14 protein-coding genes are annotated in these 17,077 nt (G+C 38.9%); 3 read left to right on the top strand and 11 right to left on the bottom strand.

Translation table 11 applies throughout. From position 1 onward, the window contains the following. Nucleotides 1-71: 71 nt before the first annotated feature. From ACINWC743_RS05490 to ACINWC743_RS05460, 7 genes are all read right to left on the bottom strand, one after another. Nucleotides 72-1,067, bottom strand: coding sequence for a DUF2804 domain-containing protein (locus tag ACINWC743_RS05490; RefSeq protein WP_009584690.1), 996 nt, complete (start codon nt 1,065-1,067; stop codon nt 72-74). 218 nt (nt 1,068-1,285) lie between these two features. Then, the gene (locus ACINWC743_RS05485) at nt 1,286-3,418 is read right to left on the bottom strand and encodes a 3-hydroxyacyl-CoA dehydrogenase NAD-binding domain-containing protein (protein WP_009584683.1); all 2,133 of its coding nucleotides are present in this window, start codon (nt 3,416-3,418) and stop codon (nt 1,286-1,288) included. A gap of 11 nt (nt 3,419-3,429) precedes the next feature. Beyond that, entirely contained in the window at nt 3,430-4,635 is a 1,206-nt protein-coding gene (locus tag ACINWC743_RS05480; protein ID WP_009584685.1) for an acetyl-CoA C-acetyltransferase, read from the bottom strand. Between the two features lie 208 nt (nt 4,636-4,843). Further along, complete coding sequence (locus tag ACINWC743_RS05475; RefSeq protein WP_227510970.1) at nt 4,844-5,326, bottom strand: hypothetical protein; 483 nt, start codon at nt 5,324-5,326, stop codon at nt 4,844-4,846. A gap of 92 nt (nt 5,327-5,418) precedes the next feature. Further along, nucleotides 5,419-5,943: a GNAT family N-acetyltransferase gene (locus ACINWC743_RS05470; protein ID WP_009584670.1), complete on the bottom strand. Its 525-nt coding sequence runs from the start codon at nt 5,941-5,943 to the stop codon at nt 5,419-5,421. Nucleotides 5,944-6,035: 92 nt separating this feature from the next. After that, complete coding sequence (locus ACINWC743_RS05465; RefSeq protein ID WP_009584691.1) at nt 6,036-6,509, bottom strand: GNAT family N-acetyltransferase; 474 nt, start codon at nt 6,507-6,509, stop codon at nt 6,036-6,038. Nucleotides 6,510-6,649: 140 nt separating this feature from the next. Then, nucleotides 6,650-7,660 (bottom strand): AraC family transcriptional regulator, encoded by a 1,011-nt coding sequence (locus tag ACINWC743_RS05460; RefSeq protein WP_004724010.1) that lies wholly within the window; start codon nt 7,658-7,660, stop codon nt 6,650-6,652. A 211-nt stretch (nt 7,661-7,871) separates the two neighbouring features. Between ACINWC743_RS05460 and ACINWC743_RS05455 the strand changes: the two genes are divergently transcribed. From ACINWC743_RS05455 to ACINWC743_RS05445, 3 genes are all read left to right on the top strand, one after another. Then, entirely contained in the window at nt 7,872-8,990 is a 1,119-nt protein-coding gene (locus ACINWC743_RS05455) for a CaiB/BaiF CoA transferase family protein (protein ID WP_009584697.1), read from the top strand. Between the two features lie 412 nt (nt 8,991-9,402). Next, complete coding sequence (locus ACINWC743_RS05450; protein WP_009584673.1) at nt 9,403-10,656, top strand: carbohydrate porin; 1,254 nt, start codon at nt 9,403-9,405, stop codon at nt 10,654-10,656. 149 nt (nt 10,657-10,805) lie between these two features. Then, nucleotides 10,806-13,193 (top strand): glucose/quinate/shikimate family membrane-bound PQQ-dependent dehydrogenase, encoded by a 2,388-nt coding sequence (locus ACINWC743_RS05445; protein ID WP_009584668.1) that lies wholly within the window; start codon nt 10,806-10,808, stop codon nt 13,191-13,193. Nucleotides 13,194-13,265: 72 nt separating this feature from the next. On the opposite strand, the gene ACINWC743_RS05440 is transcribed toward ACINWC743_RS05445, so the two are convergent. The 4 genes from ACINWC743_RS05440 to ACINWC743_RS05425 form a co-directional block, all read right to left on the bottom strand. Further along, entirely contained in the window at nt 13,266-13,670 is a 405-nt protein-coding gene (locus ACINWC743_RS05440) for an NUDIX hydrolase (RefSeq protein ID WP_009584706.1), read from the bottom strand. 28 nt (nt 13,671-13,698) lie between these two features. Further along, nucleotides 13,699-14,868 (bottom strand): low temperature requirement protein A, encoded by a 1,170-nt coding sequence (locus ACINWC743_RS05435; protein ID WP_009584698.1) that lies wholly within the window; start codon nt 14,866-14,868, stop codon nt 13,699-13,701. 510 nt (nt 14,869-15,378) lie between these two features. Continuing rightward, nucleotides 15,379-15,843, bottom strand: coding sequence for a YybH family protein (locus ACINWC743_RS05430; protein ID WP_009584684.1), 465 nt, complete (start codon nt 15,841-15,843; stop codon nt 15,379-15,381). Between the two features lie 655 nt (nt 15,844-16,498). Further along, nucleotides 16,499-16,843, bottom strand: a complete 345-nt coding sequence (locus ACINWC743_RS05425) for a YegP family protein (protein ID WP_004830277.1) — start codon at nt 16,841-16,843, stop codon at nt 16,499-16,501. Nucleotides 16,844-17,077 lie beyond the last annotated feature (234 nt).

The raw sequence follows: 17,077 nt of genomic DNA, 5'->3' as shown, positions 1-17,077 counted from the left end.
TCCAAACCCTTCTTATGTTGCTTTTTTTGTCCTGAACGCTCAATCCAATATTTTAATTCCGAAACGAAGTCTTACCATTTTGCATAATGCTGTTCAAGCAAACCATATTCTTGATTAAGCTGAATGGTTTCACCTGTTTCTGATTCGATGCTACCACTGATGCGTGATTGCCATTGGCTAAATTGACTCCCCACCAAACGTAGGTTTAAATTCTCAAATCTACGCCAACCCGTTTCTATGTGAAGATTGAGTTTCTGATCTAGGGAACGTACTGACCATACATTGGTATCTATTTTTTCAAACAATACATCCGCAACTGCATAGAGTACACCATTGACCCAAAGGCAGTTTTCATTACCAAAACTTTCATTTACACCTGATGCAAGGTTTAAACCAATACGTTGACCTTGCTGATCCCAAAAATTACAAGAAAGCCAAAACCAAGCCGTTTCAGGTCTTAAAAAGCCACAGGTATCATCTAAAGAAGCCAGTGATTGATCATTGAAATGAATCAATTCTTTATGCTTATCAACAAAAAACCCCTCCACAGCCAATGTTGTTTTCTTTTGAGTATAGGTCCAGCCATTGATGCCATTAGGACTACATAGGCTTAAAGGTTCAGTACCAGCACAAAATATTCGTGCTTTTAACTGCTCCTCACCATGACGGGTTGCACGAATATAACGCACCCCATTGGCATGTTGCATTTCGAATTCAAACGGCGACTTACTAAAATGGCTTTGGCTATATAGAGGTTGTTCATCAAGTGAAGTACCACGTCCTAAAATGGTATTGGCATTCCACTCTAAAACCTCTTGATTGGTATGATCATATATATAGATGAAACCGTGTCCAGCCCAACCAATATCTGCTATTGCAATCCCAATTGAATATTGTTCGTGCTGAATACCACAAAATTTAAACTTTTTATATTTTAAATGCTTGCGCCAGCCTGTTAATGTTTTTCCATAGGGTGTTTTATAGACATAATCATGAACATTAATTTTGCTGGGCACTTCTTTAAAGCGTCCATAACGTGGCTGACCGTTGCTTTGTATTAAATCCATGTGAATTCCCAATCCTTTTTTATAAGGGAAATATTAGACTTTAGTCGATATTTTGATTATTGCTATTTTTCCACATATAGCAATCTGATTGATCGCAAATCGTAAAAATGGTTTCGCGCATTATATTGAAGAAAAGTGTCACAAATGTATAGTATTTAATCAAAATAAGATAATAAAAAAATAGGGCAATTGCCCTATTTTTCAACGAGATCAATTGATCAGATAATTTTCCCTACTGGAATCTGGTCTATCAATTTCTGTGGTGCTTTAAAACGCTCACCATACTTTGCTTCTAATGCGTTTGCGCGAGCCAATGCTTTTTCCAGACCATATTGGTTGAGGAATTGGATCGCACCTCCTGTCCACGGCGCAAAGCCTATTCCAAAAATCGAACCAATATTGGCATCAATTACAGATTCCAAAACATTTTCTTCATAGCAACGTAAAGTGTCCAATGCCTGAACAAACAGGAAGCGATCTATCATTTCTTGCTCAGAAATAACTACATCTTTCTTCCAGTGGCTTAGACCCTCCCATAAATGCTTCTTCCCACCTTCTGGGTATTCATAAAAACCTGCACCTGCTGCTTTACCCTTACGCTCAAAGGTATGAATCATGGTTTCAATCACATCATCTGCACCTGAAAGTGGTAAATCTTTACCTTCTGCTTGCAGTGCTTTACGGGTTTCTTTCGCCACATGTTCAGAAAGCGTTAATGCAACTTCATCCTGAATGGCAAGTGGACCCACTGGCATACCTGCTTTCAATGCAGCCATTTCAATGCGTGCTGGATGGACACCTTCATGCAATAGACGTAAACCCTCTTGTACAAATGTGCCAAAGACACGACTGGTAAAGAAACCACGACTATCATTGACAACAATAGGCGTTTTACCAATTTGCTGCACATAGTCATAGGCTTTTGCTAAAGTTTCAGCAGAAGTATTCTTACCTTTGATGATTTCCACCAATTGCATTTTATCGACTGGGCTGAAGAAATGCAGACCGATAAAATGAGTATCATCTTTAGAAGCTTTGGCTAAACCCGTAATCGGTAATGTTGAAGTATTTGAAGCCATCACACCACCATCAACCAAGAACTGTTCAGCTTCTTGAGTCACTTTGGCTTTCAAATCTTGATTTTCAAAAACAGCTTCGATAATCAAATCACAGCCTTTTAAATCTTCTGCAGAAGCGGTTGCTGTAATCAAACTTAAAACTTGATCACGTTTTTCAGCCGTCATACGCCCCTGTGAGACACGCTTATCCAAAAGTTTTTGGCTATATGCTTTGCCTTTTTCAGCATTTTCAACAGATACATCTTTCAGAACAACTTGTATTCCTTTGATCGCTGTTGAATAGGCAATACCTGCACCCATCATGCCTGCACCTAACACACCAACTTTGGTCGCCTGCCATTTTGCAATATCTTTAGGGCGACTTGCGCCAGCTTTGATTGCATTTAAACCATGCCAGAATGTACCGATCATATTTTTCGCCACTTGCCCTGTTGCAAGGTAAGTGAAATAACGATTTTCAATACGGAAAGCTGTATCTACATCAACTTGTGCCCCTTCTACAGCAGCAGCCATGATTGCTTCTGGTGCAGGGTAGCATCCTTTGGTTTTATCTCTTAACATGGCAGGTGCAATAGCAAGAATTTGCGCAACAGCCGGTGTTTTTGGATCTCCCCCAGGAATCTTATAGCCTTTTACATCATAAGGCTGTTGTGATTTCGGATTCGCCTTAATCCAAGCAATGGCTTTGTCGAGCATGTCTTGCTCATTCTCAGCAAGCTCATTGACTAAACCGAGAGATTTTGCTTTATCCACCCCAAATTGCTTACCTTCCATCAGAAATGGAAAAGCGTTTTGCAATCCGAGTAGTCGTACCATCCGTACGACACCACCACCGCCAGGTAATAAGCCAAGCGTCACCTCAGGCAGACCTAATTTGATTTTAGGATCGTTTAGAGCAATACGATAATGACAACTTAACGCAATTTCCCAACCACCACCTAAAGCAGTTCCGTTAATCGCAGCAACGACAGGTACTCCCAAAGTATCAATTGCACGTAGATCATCTTTGAGTTTTGCAGTCATGTTAAAGAATTCAGTCGCATGCTCTGGTGTTGCTTCAATGAGTTCATCCAGATCACCGCCAGCAAAGAATGTCTTTTTTGCAGAACGATAAATCACACCTTTGAGGTCAGTTTCAGATTTAAGTTTTGAAACAACATTTTCTAAAGCCACACGGAAATCAGCATTCATGGTGTTGGCAGATTGGTTTGGAGAATCCATTGTTAGAATGACAATGCCATCTGCATTTTTTTCATATTGAATTGCGCTCATTATTCTTCTCCTTAAACCAACTCAATAATGGTCGCAATACCCATGCCACCACCCACACACAAGGTTGCTAAACCACGCTTTTTCCCTTGACGTTCTAATTCATCCAACAATGTACCTAAAATCATTGCACCTGTTGCGCCCAGAGGATGCCCCATGGCGATTGCACCACCATTGACATTGACTTTTTCAGCAGGAACGTTGAGTTCAGACATAAAGCGCATCACAACTGATGCAAAAGCTTCATTCACTTCAAATAGATCAATATCATCAATGGTCAGACCCGCTTTTGCCAATGCCTTACGCGCAGCAGGTGCTGGACCAGTCAGCATAATGGTAGGATCTGTTCCAACTAAAGCAGTCGCCAACACTTTGGCACGAGGTTTTAAACCTTGTTCTTTTACTGCTTTTTCAGATGCCAATAACACCACAGCCGCACCATCCACAATTCCTGATGAATTTCCTGCATGATGTACATGGTTAATTTTCTGTGCTTCTGGATATTGCTGTAAAGCAATCGCATCAAAGCCCATGCTACCCATCATTTCAAAACTTGGATTCAGCTTTGCCAAGCCTTCCGCTGTAGTGAGTGGCTTAATAAATTCATCTTTTTCAAGAATCATCACCCCTGCTTTGTCTTTTACCGCCACAACAGATTGATCAAAATAACCTGCTGCTTGCGCCGCCGCTGCTTTACGTTGCGAATTCGCAGCAAACTCATCGACATCCGAACGGCTATAACCATCTAGTGTTGCAATTAAATCAGCGCCAATCCCTTGAGGAACAAAATGTGATTTTAAATTGGTCTCAGGATCAAGCGCCCAAGGTCCACCATCTGAGCCCATTGGAATACGAGACATCGACTCTACGCCACCCGCAACCACAACATCTTCCCAACCAGAACGGACTTTTTGAGCAGCCATATTCACCGCTTCCAGACCTGATGCACAGAAGCGGTTGATTTGTACACCTGCAACATCATTGTCCCAACCTGCTGCAATCGCAGCAGTTTTTGCGATATCACCACCTTGATCTGCAATTGGCGTCACACAACCCAATACAATGTCATCAACTTTGGAAGTATCCAATTGGTGGCGATCTTTCAATTCATTGAGTAATGTTGTTAATAAAGTGATTGGCTTCACTTCATAGAGTGATCCATCTTTCTTTCCTTTTCCGCGTGGTGTGCGAATGGCATCAATGATGTAAGCCTCGCTCATAGCTGTTCCTTCTTATGACTTCTAGATTGTTATGTGCTTCGAGTGTACTTTATAAAGTCGAGAGATCAATGACGAGAACGGAATAGTCGCTTGATATTTTTTGTCAATTGAAAAAAGCTGCAAATTAAAGAGATTTAAATGCCCATATATCAGCACCAAACATTGCTCATTACCTACTAAAACTCATATCAGCATTAAAATCATGTTGCTAAACAAAATCGATATCGAGAATATCACTGAATTCTCTTTTCCCTGTCTGGGCTAAATCAGTTTCATTCCTTGGATAGCTGATGGGTTGATCTTCACTTAAATCTGAATGTAATGTCCCAATTTTTAAGTAATCTATTTCCGCAAATTGAGGAAATTCATGTTCAACAGCTTCTAATCGTTGAATACATGCAATCGCTTCAGCTTGTGTGAGCGTAATTGCTTTTAAAGCCCTTACAATTTGCCCAAAACCCTCAATATATTCACTAATTTCAAAAACAATTTCCCCATTTCGGAAATTACCATCCACAGCAATGATACGGAGATCATCATCTAAAGATGACTCACGATAAGCTTGATCATGCCAAGGATCATGATCTTTGCGATATGTCATATACTGTATTCTAGCCTTTTCGGCATCTTCTAAAGTGGTAAAAATACCTAAAATAATGTCAATAAAACGATAAGCTGAGATTGTTCTCATCAACATCCACATACTGTTCTACACCAAATCTTGAGTCCTAAATATAATCAAAAATCATCAGTAAACAAATTAACATTCATACTGTATTCATTTTAAATGGATAAAACATTCAATGTCATCGCACAACGACTTTCTCGAAGAAAACCGCATTCAACCTCATGTTGAATTTTTTTTTGGAGATAATCTGGTAAATGATCGTCATCCAGCTTTTGAAAACCTAACTTCTCATAAAATGGGCGATTCCAAATCACATCATTAAATGTCGTTAATGTCAGATTTGAAAAATCATGCTTCCGAGCAAAATCGATAATGTATTCCAGTAATTGCCGTCCAATTCCTTGCTTTTGCAATGTCCCATCCACATCTAATTCAATAATATATAAATCTTGGTTTTGTTTTTCGGCATATAAAAATCCAGTGGCTTGATTATCAAGATTTACCGAAACAAAGCCATACGCTTTTGAAATCAACTGCATGTGGTCATCTACAGATAAAATTGAGCTGTCTGCTAACCAAGCAAGTGCAGGAATATTCAAAAAAGCTTGCGTTGCTGATTTTTCAATTTCAATTAAGCGTGGAATATCTAAAGTTTCAATTGTTCTAATTAAACATGTCATTTATTGATCTAGCCATACATTTAGCGTTAAGTATGATCAAACTCCCCACTTAAAAAGTTTGAAATTGACATACATCTCCGCTTTATAGAATATCATGCAATGAGCGATGTAACAGACAAGTCTAAATGATAGAACTGATTAAATTCGGTGGCTTGATAGCTTGAGAAAGCATCACCTTTGATAAATCCAAACTTTTTATACAAATGAATTGCTGGATCAAAAGAGGGATGTGTTCCTGTTTCAAGACTCAATTTTTGATATTTTCTCAACTGCGCAATATGCAACAGATGTTTTAAAACTGTAGTCGCTGCGCCTTTACCTAAATGTTGAGGATGAGTCCGCATGGATTTGATTTCGGCATGAATTGGCGAGAGTTCTTGAATAGCGCCACATGCCAAAAGCTCATCTTGATCCCAAAGGGTATAAAAACTGATCTGTGGCTGTTGTAATGCGGAAAGGTCTAAAGCAAAACTATTTTCAATTGGTGAGTTCTCATGCATGCCTGCTAAATGAATGCGAAGCAAGTTTTGTACTTGTATCTCATCAAACTGCCCGAGCTTAATCATCTTTTTAATGCCCTATCGTTTAAACCCCTTCCATCATATATCAGAAAAAACATCGACAAAATGCTTAGGCATAAAAAAGCCCAAGTCAAACTTGGGCGGAGGATAATCAAAAAATAGTTTTTGATTTCATCATGTTGTCATCAGTGATAACCATGTAATTGGCGATAGAGCCCCGGCGTAACCCCAGTCCATTTTTTAAATGCACGGTGGAAGGTACTGGTTTCACTAAAACCAACTTGTTGAGCCACATCTTCAAGGGTTAAATCTGGATTTAATAACAAATGAATAGCAGCATCACGGCGTAATGCATCTTTAACACCTTGATAGCTTTTACCTTCAGCTGCTAAACGACGGCGCAAAGTTTGTGGGGATAAATACAACATGGATGCTACATCATTCAAGGTCGGCATTTCCTCGCCGATCTGACTCTTCAACACTTCACGGATACGTGATGTCAACGAATTGGTGTTTTTAAATTTCACCAAAAGTTGTGCAGGTGCAGCTTTTAAAAACTCTTCTAAACTCGCCTCATCCTGACGAATCGGCAGGTCTAAATAGTCGGCAGCAAAGGTAATTTCCGTACGAGGCATGTCGAACTGCATGACAGGTGCAAAGAATAATGCATCATATTCATCTGCATGATTTGGGCGTGGGTAGCCAAAATGTACACGCTCCAGAGGAATACGACGTTCAATTAACCAAGATGCCAAACCATGCCAAATCATCAGCATACTTTCAGTAATGAAGTGATCAGGATCCATGGTTTTTGGAATCAAAGGCACCAAACGTGCTTCATGTTTATCTCGTTCAACTGCTACAGACCATTCATCACCAAATAATTTATAGAATTGGGAGGATAGTTCTAAAGCGTCACCCAGTGTTTTAGCATGGATGATCAATTGGCACATAATGGCAAAAGAGCCTAGACGACGTGGTTGAATATCAAATCCAACATGTTCATCTTGGGTAACCATCCACAACATTTTCACGAAGCGAGTATATTGCTCTGGTGAAATACGTGCTTTAGGCTGACGCAGTAATTCTGCTTCTATGCCAACATGTGAAAGTAAAGTATCAACGTCCATTCCTAAACGTTTTACACCGGTTAAGGCTGCATTCACAAAATGGATACTGATCGTATCACGACTCATGGTAAATCCTTCACTCTCTTTGATGTTCACTAACAATTGACCTAAATGACGCTAAAAAATGTTTTATTGGCGATTTACAACAGTGCAGATCACCTTTTTACATCATAAATTGCCGAAATGATCAAGGTAAATGGCTGAACATGACATTGTTTTGTTAATTTTATATTTCTATTATGGATGTAAAATCAACACTATATTGGTAAAAACAATTATGACAAGCGCTTTAAAGGGATTGAAAGTACTCGATTTTTCGACTTTATTACCCGGTCCATTCGCAACTTTGTATCTTGCCGACTTAGGTGCAGAAGTGATCCATATCGAGTCACCTACTCGTCCAGATCTGGTTCGTTTGTTTCCTCCCTATGCAAATGGACAAGCAACATCACATAGTTATCTGAATCGAAACAAACAATCTGTCACCTTAGATTTAAAAGATCCTGCCAGTATAGCGCAGGTCAAGGAAAAAATTTCTGAATACGATATTGTAGTTGAGCAATTCCGTCCCGGAGTAATGCAACGTTTGGGTTTAGACTATCAAACCTTGTCTGAAATTAACCCTCGTCTGATTTACTGCTCGATTACAGGTTATGGGCAATCCGGCACATATAAAGATAAGGCAGGACATGATATTAACTATATTGCATTGTCTGGAATCGCGGGGCATTGTGGTCGTCAAGACAGTGGACCACCACCGATGGGAATTCAGATCGCCGACGTTGCAGGTGGTTCATTACATGCAGTGATTGGGATTCTTGCAGCTGTGGTCGAACGTCAAAATAGTGGACTTGGACAGTACATTGATATTTCTATGACAGACTGTGTGGTTGGGCTCAACAATATGGCTGCCGCAGCCAGTTTGGCAGGCGGGCAACATCAACAGCGTGAGTTAGAGCAACTGAATGGTGGTACATTCTATGATTATTATGCAACTGCCGATGATCGTTACTTATCGATCGGTAGTTTAGAACCACAATTTATGACAGGTCTAGCAACAGCACTCGAACTGCCAATTTTATTAGAAAAAGGTACTTCTTTTGACCCTGAAGACCGCCAAATGGTCAAACAGGCAATTCGAGAAAAGATTAAAACTCAAACACTTGCAACATGGAACGATTTATTTAGCCAACTGGATGTTTGTGTCGAGCCAGTTTTAAGTTTGGATGAAGCCCTAGACTCCAAAATTTCCAAAGAACGCGGTTGGGTGATCAATGTTCCATTAAAAGCCAATGCAGATCAAACCGAACCCCAGTTAGCATGTCCAATAAAATTTTCAAGATCACAAATGCGTTATCAATATATTGGTCAGCAACTCGGCGAAGGAAATTGGTAGCAGCACACTCACTACAACATCTTTTAAGTTAAATAAAATTACAAATTGGTCATTTTATTTACAATTTGTATGAATTGTAAGCAGAGCATCCTGTGTAATCTTGACAGTAATCAATTACACAGGTGTTCTGATGATGCTTCATTATTCCTGCTTCTTAATGCCTATAAAATCCTCACCCCCTACGCTTCATAATCATTTCAAGCACTATGCAAATAAATTTAGTCCAACAAAAACAATAGAATAAATTAACCTAAAAGATACCCTTATTTTAATTATGTATTTACAAAGAATTATCACCATACGATAAACTATTTACATAAATTACAATTAAAATTCAAAATCAATAGATTTTTATACAAATATGAGAGTATCATAAATAATTAGTTACAAAGTGTTATCAAGGTCACCAAATATGAATAAATCTAAAGGTTACTTTTATGGGGCAATCAGCCTATTGTCTTTATGTTGTTCTTTTCAAAGTACACAGGCAGCTGATGCATTTGAACCACAAAGTCCGTGGATGCTTGGCGACTGGAACGGTAAGCGAACCGAGTTGCAACAAAAAGGTTATGACTTCAGTTTTGGTTATACTGGCGAATTAGCCACATTACTGGATTCAAAAAATCATTCAAGCCACGGTACGGAGTATGCAGATCAATTTGCAATTGGTACGCATATCGACTTAGAGAAAGTATTGGGTTGGAAAGATACAGAAGCTCAAATTACCATCACTGAACGTAATGGTCGCTCGCTCTCACAAACCTCAGACGCACTTGCTGGACAACTCAGCTCCACCCAAGAAGTTTGGGGACGAGGTCAAACTTGGCGCCTTACTGATTTCTGGATCAAGAAAAAATTCTTTGATCAAAAATTAGATATTAAAGTGGGTCGTTTTGGCGAAGGCGAAGATTTTAACAGTTTTGACTGTGATTTTCAAAACCTTGCACTCTGCGGCTCTCAAGTGGGGAACTGGGTTGGTGATCAATGGTACAACTGGCCTGTCAGTCAATGGGCAATTCGAGCGAAATACAATCTCAACCCTGAACTTTATGCGCAACTTGGCGCTTATGAATATAATCCTGAGAACTTAAAGCGTGGCAAAGGTTTCAACCTCAGCACAGATGGTTCTCATGGCGCAATTATTCCAGCAGAAGTGGTTTGGCAACCTAAACTCAGCACAGCCAATTTACCCGGCGAATATCGTTTGGGCTATTACTACAGCACAGTCGATGCGCAAACCATCAAAAAACCAAACCAAACCGATCATAAGCAAGGTGGATGGGTCGTTGCAAAACAACAATTCACTACACACCAAGGTGATGTAAACCGTGGTTTGACGGGTTTTGTGAATTTAACCTTGCATGACTCAACCACCAATACGGTAGACAATATGCAAAATATTGGACTGGTCTATAAAGGTCCATTTGATGCACGCCCTCAAGATGATATCGCCATCGGCTTTTCACGGATTAGCATCAATTCTGATGTCAATGATATTCAAACTCGTCAACAAGACGAAGAATATAACACCGAAGTTTATTATGGTGTGCATGCCACCAACTGGCTGACCATTCGCCCTAATGTGCAATATATCCGTCATGTTGGCGCATATAAAAATGGCGAAAATGCTTGGGTTGGCGGCATTAAATTGCAAACTGCATTTTAGTTTGAAGACGATAAATATTTTGATGCCCGCTTATATGTTCTCCCAAGACATTAAAATATTTAAAGTCTAATTTTTTAAGTTCTCTGCTTCATCAAACCTTATGGGAATGATCAAGCATTCAAAATTAATTAAATAGATAGGTGGTCAATATGCAAACTCCATCTTCAGGATTTAGAACATTTACCATTGCGATTGCAATTGTATTTGGTTTAGTCCTCTTTATTGGTGGCGTATGGCTTGCAGCACTTGGTGGGTCTTGGTACTACATCATTGCCGGCATACTGTTCATTGCAACAGCAATTTTATTACGTAAATTAAGCAGCTCTGCTTTATATGTCTACGCTGCTCTAGTACTCGGTACTGTGGTCTGGGGGCTTTGGGAAGTCGGCTCTGACTTTTTCGCGCTTGCACCACGTTTAGACATCTTAGGCGTGTTTGGTTTATGGTTACTTATTCCAGCAGTTACCCGTGGTTTCAATGCCAAAGGCGCTAAAATTGTACTTTCTGGTACTTTGGCAATCACGATTGCCGTGATGGCATATTCGATCTTTAATGATCCACAAGAAATTCGTGGAACATTATCCGCAAAACAACCAACCCCTGCTCCAATTGATGGAATCGCTGATGCGGATTGGCCTGCATATGGGCGCACTCAATCAGGTTTACGTTATTCTCCATTGAACCAAATTAACTCGGACAACGTGAAAGACCTGCAAGTTGCATGGACTTATCATACAGGCGAGTCAAAAACCGAGAATGACTCTGGTGAAACAACCAATCAGGTTACTCCGATTAAAATCGGCAATAACATGTATTTGTGTACGACTCACCAAAAATTGGTTTCTCTTGATCCCTCTACAGGTAAAGAAAAGTGGGTATTTGATCCAAAACTTAAATCAGATAATACTTTCCAACACTTAACCTGTCGTGGTGTTTCTTACTACGATGCAAATAACACTGTAGGTTTTGCAACAAGCCTACAAGCAAAAAAATCGTCGTCTACAGAATGTCCACGTAAAGTCATTTTACCTGTAAACGATGGTCGTATCGTTGCCGTAAATGCTGATACAGGTAAAGCATGTTCTGACTTTGGTCATAACGGTGAAGTTGATTTGCAAAAAGATATGCCATTCCCTTATCCGGGCGGCTATATTCCAACGTCTCCACCAGTGGTTACGGGTACAACCATTATCATTGGTGGTTCAACAACCGATAACTATTCTACGCAAGAACCCTCTGGTGTGATTCGTGGTTATGACGTGAATACAGGTGCTTTGCTTTGGGTATTTGACACAGGTGCTGAAGATCCAAACCAGATTCCAGGTCCTGGTCAAAAATATGTCAATAATTCACCAAATGCATGGGCACCACTCGCCTATGATGCAAAACTCGATATTGTTTATGTACCCACTGGTGTAGGTACACCTGATATCTGGGGCGGTAACCGTACCAAACTGCATGAGCGTTATGCCAACTCAATGTTAGCGTTGAATGCAACGACAGGTAAATTGGTCTGGAACTTCCAAACCACTCACCATGATTTATGGGATATGGATGTACCGTCTCAACCAACCTTGGCTGATATTAAAGATAAAACAGGACAAACTGTTCCTGCCATCTATGTATTGACCAAAACAGGAAATGCCTTTGTTTTAGACCGTCGCAATGGTCAAGCGATCGTTCCGATTAATGAACGTCCAGTACCACAAACTGTAAAACGTGGTCCACAAACCAAAGGCGAATTCTATTCCCCAACTCAACCATTTTCAGACTTTAACTTAGCACCAAAAGATAAATTGACTGATAAACAAATGTGGGGCGCAACCATGTTTGACCAATTAATCTGTCGTGTTTCGTTTCATCGTTTAAATTATGACGGCATTTATACACCGCCTTCAGAAAATGGCACGCTCGTTTTCCCGGGTAATTTAGGTGTATTTGAATGGGGCGGTTTATCACTGAACCCTGATCGTCAAATTGCTGTGATGAACCCAATTGGACTGCCATTTGTCAGTAAATTGATTCCAGCTGACCCTAACCGTAAGCAAACAGCAAAAGGTGCAGGTACCGAAGCAGGTGTTCAACCGATGTATGGTGTTCCTTATGGTGTTGAAATCAGTGCTTTCCTTTCACCATTCGGCTTACCATGTAAACAACCTGCATGGGGCTATGTTGCTGGTGTCGATTTAAAAACACATGATGTCGCATGGAAACGTCGTATCGGTACCATCCGTGACAGTATGCCAGGGATTCCATTACCACCGTTCAAAATGGGTGTACCAATGTTAGGTGGCTCTATTTCAACAGCCGGTAATGTTATGTTCATTGGCGCAACGCAAGACGATTATATTCGTGCCATTAATGTCACCAATGGTGATGAATTATGGAAAGGTCGTTTGCCTGCAGGTGGACAAGCAACCCCAATGACCTATGAAAGCAACGGCAAACAATATGTTGTGATCATGGCAGGTGGACATGGTTCATTTGGGACCAAGATGGGTGACTCTATTGTCGCTTATGCCCTACCAGATAAATAAGGTAATGAACTGAGAATAAAAAACAGGTCTTGATGACCTGTTTTTTATTGCTTCCGAAAAAGAGACATCACCTTAAAATGACCGGCTGATGACCTGACCATCAAAGTTAAAACAATCTTCTACCCGAATTTTTTGTACAGGGGAAAGCTGATCAAAATCAAACCATTGGTATTCAGAATGCTCTTCACTTAAATGAATCTGTTGATCACTTGGTAAAGTACATTTAAAAATAAAGGCATGGGAATTAACGGTAGGGTGATAATAAATACCGGATAGATATTCAATCTTCACATCACAACCCAATTCCTCTTGGCATTCACGGCGTAACGTTTCATGTACTGTTTCACCTTGATCCAATCCTCCACCAGGTAAACCCCATGCGCAACTTGCATAAGTTGCCTTTAATAAGAGGACTTGCTGTTGTTCGTTGAAAATAACAGCATGTGAACTCATTCGGTAAAAATCATGAAACCCCATTTACTCCACCCTGATCATAAGACTCTGCTTATCTTGCTAAATAACATTTTGAAAAAATAAGACGTAATGCATAAATGATGGCGATCACAAATACAGCATAGCCCGTTTGATGCAATATCATAGGAATACACAGCACAATGACAGCGGTTATTGGATAAAACCATTTCTTTATACCAGACAAATGATGAATATCCTGTAATAACCACAGGCTAGCGCTATATAAAATCAAAGAAATTGCAATAAAATATGTCACGATCTCAGCAGAAATTTCAGCTTTATGGGTCACAACATCAACGGCAGCAGCCAAGCCGGCACCCAATGCAGCAATACTCACGAAAATAAAAAAATGACCATAACCCCATGAGAATGCACGCTTACGACTATTCAATCTTTCAGCAACATCGTGATCAAAATACGCCCACCACATGGTAAACATGATCAATAAGCCACCAATGGTTAAAAAGATCAACTCTTGGCTTAACAGCTGATTATTTAAAGCATCAGAAATTGCTGCAAAACATCCTATGATCGACTCACCTAACACAATGATGGTGAGCAATGCATATCGCTCTGAAATATGATGCGGATGCCAAGGTGTCATATTATGTGCTTCGGCAAAGATAGGGACGCTGAGTTCTGCAATCACCAAAAGCACAAATAGATATAGGGTAAAATGAATCGGCGAAAAATGAAAAAGTAACCAACCAATCTGCACAAGGATAATACCAAAAGCATATCTCAAAGCCGTTTGCTTACGCTCAGGATCATTTTTCGCAACCCGAAACCATTGTGTTACCAATCCAAGGCGCATAATGACGTAGCCGATAATAATCACATCAAAATCTTGCTGCTGAAAAGCACTCGGAATGCCAGCCGCCATAACCAAAGAACCGATGATTTGTACAAAAGTCATGATGCGATAAAACACATCATCATTGTCATAAGCCGAGGCAAACCAGCTAAAATTCATCCATGCCCACCACAGTGCAAAAAACACCATGAAATAAAGCAATAAACCATGTGATAAATGGTTTTCAATAATACTATGATGTAATTGCTGCCCTGCTGTTGCGATTGCCACCACAAAAATCAAATCAAACAACAATTCTAAAGATGTTGCCACTCGATGTGGCTCATGAGGATTACGAGGAGCTAAGGGTTTTAACCAACCATATTTTGCAAACCATGAATTTGGCATTATTTTTCACATTTTGAGATTATTTTCATGATTTTTTCAAAAGTCGATCTGTGATTCAAGTAGCAAACCAACAAGCACTGAAAAATCTTTTTTGCCACTTCAAATGATTGCTATTGAATTTAAATAAACGTCCAAGAAAGAGCGTTTATTTTATAAACTGGTGTTACGCACTTGATTGAAATTAAGTAAGTGAAAAAGAAAAAGCTAAATTTACACAACGGAGTCTTACATCCAAAGTTTAAATTTATGGAATAGCCTTCGGCTCGAGGTACTTTTGTTTTGGCATGAGGAGCAAAGCTCCGCAAGGGAAACCATCTTGCGCAGCGACATCGCTGCTCACCGCAGAACTCGTTCACTATCGTCAAAATATTCAAAGTTTCGCAGAAACTTTACTTATTAGAAGGAGTCCTGCCTCAAGCAATTGCGGATGACGTTTTCGCGTATCCATATTCATCTAGCTCCAAAATTTAATTTTAGAGTTACTGCGTTACATCAGTTATAAAGATTAATTTATACCACTAATCTCAATTTTGCCTTGTCTTTTAACATAATGGCTTTGCCAGTCATCATATCTATTGGCATTGAGATATGTTGATGTACCACCAACCATTGCCCTTCTTTCTTTTGAAGACATAATGTGGTTCGACACCAAGGCATTTGTAACTTATCTTTCAGTGCCGTATTTTCCACTTTAGAATGACAATGCAGGATGGCCAAATCGTTTGAGACATATATTTTCATATTACGTCGAACAATTTTTATATTCTCGCTAAAATAAGGGCTAAACTTTTCCCATTCTTGTTTATAGGCGTGAATACCATCCATTTGAGTACTGACGTCAAACAGACTGACATCTTGTGCACATTGATCTAAGAGGTGTTCAAGACTGTTACCAACAACAGCAGCATCCCATATTTGAATTTGGGAAATAACCTCAGCAGCAATTTGTGAATTACCAGCGATTTCTATTTTCATCGAGAAACCTCACTTATTTGTGACCAATTTAACACTTAATAAATATTATGTGAATTATATTAGTGTTTATTTAAGTGACTGCTGAATCTAAATCAAACCTATCTCTTGTGATTATTCCAATATGATTATTTTATGGAATATCTCCTATAATCTAGATACACTCACCCAACTCCATGGATATAATTCTTCATTACATTAGCAATATTTAAAAATACTCAATCTAATTCACATATTTTCCGAAAAGTATTTGATTAAATGGTCAAATACCCTAATCGCAAATTATTTATTAAAACTCAATAATACCAAACCGATACAGTGATCTTAATTTGATAATAAATTGACCATAACATATTTAAATTTTAAAAATGCTTAAAAATAGTCATATAAATTTATGATAAAAACTCAATTAAGATTTAAAAGTAAATGCAAAGCTAGTAAATATAACACTCTCGATATTTTTATATTCTATCTTTTTAGAATGTGTCTCTAGATTTATGTCAAAATTGTAATTTTAAACTTAACAATTTAATTAAAAATTATTTAAATAATTTCATTAAATTGATCAATCTTGATAAATAATGGTATTTTTAATCAACTTAATATTGCCATAAAAAAAGCATGTAAATCACATGCTCTTTTAGAAAAATTTAACAGTCTATTCTGCTTGCTCAGTTAAATCTTTAATTTTCTCAGAAGGACCATTTTTCTTTACAGATTCAATCCCATTATCGCGCGCTGCATCTCCCGAATAAAATTGGCTCGTTCCAATGATTTGATGATTTGCGGCTTTTAAATTGAAATAGGGTTTGCCATTTTTGGCTTCAAGACGATCATAACGAGCATCATCGGGGCTATTTTTTTGTACAGAAGCAATACCGTTCTGTGCTGAAGCCTTTGCTTTATACAATTCACTGGTAAGAATAATTTCTCCATTTCCTGCTTTCAATACAAAGCGATATTGACCATCTTTTGCTTGACTAATTTCATACCATCCTGACATGGCTCACCTCTTGATTGTTTTTCAGTTTATTTTATTACACAGCGCTTATTGGATATAAATTACGCTACTGATATGAAATATAAATGACTTTTGATTTTTTAAAAAGACTAATTTGTTGTCACTTTATGCTGAATGTAACGACGATAAGAAGCGATTAGAAAATTTTTTAAATATTCTTTATTATCAAACAGAAACATATCTTTAGTTAATTTCCTCATTACGATTTAATGTTCA

It is taken from the genome of Acinetobacter sp. WC-743 (assembly GCF_000335555.1).
GTDB classification, from domain to species: Bacteria; Pseudomonadota; Gammaproteobacteria; order Pseudomonadales; family Moraxellaceae; genus Acinetobacter; species Acinetobacter bereziniae.
Note: the sequence above shows the minus strand (reverse complement) of the source record. Positions and strands in the feature narration are given on the sequence as shown.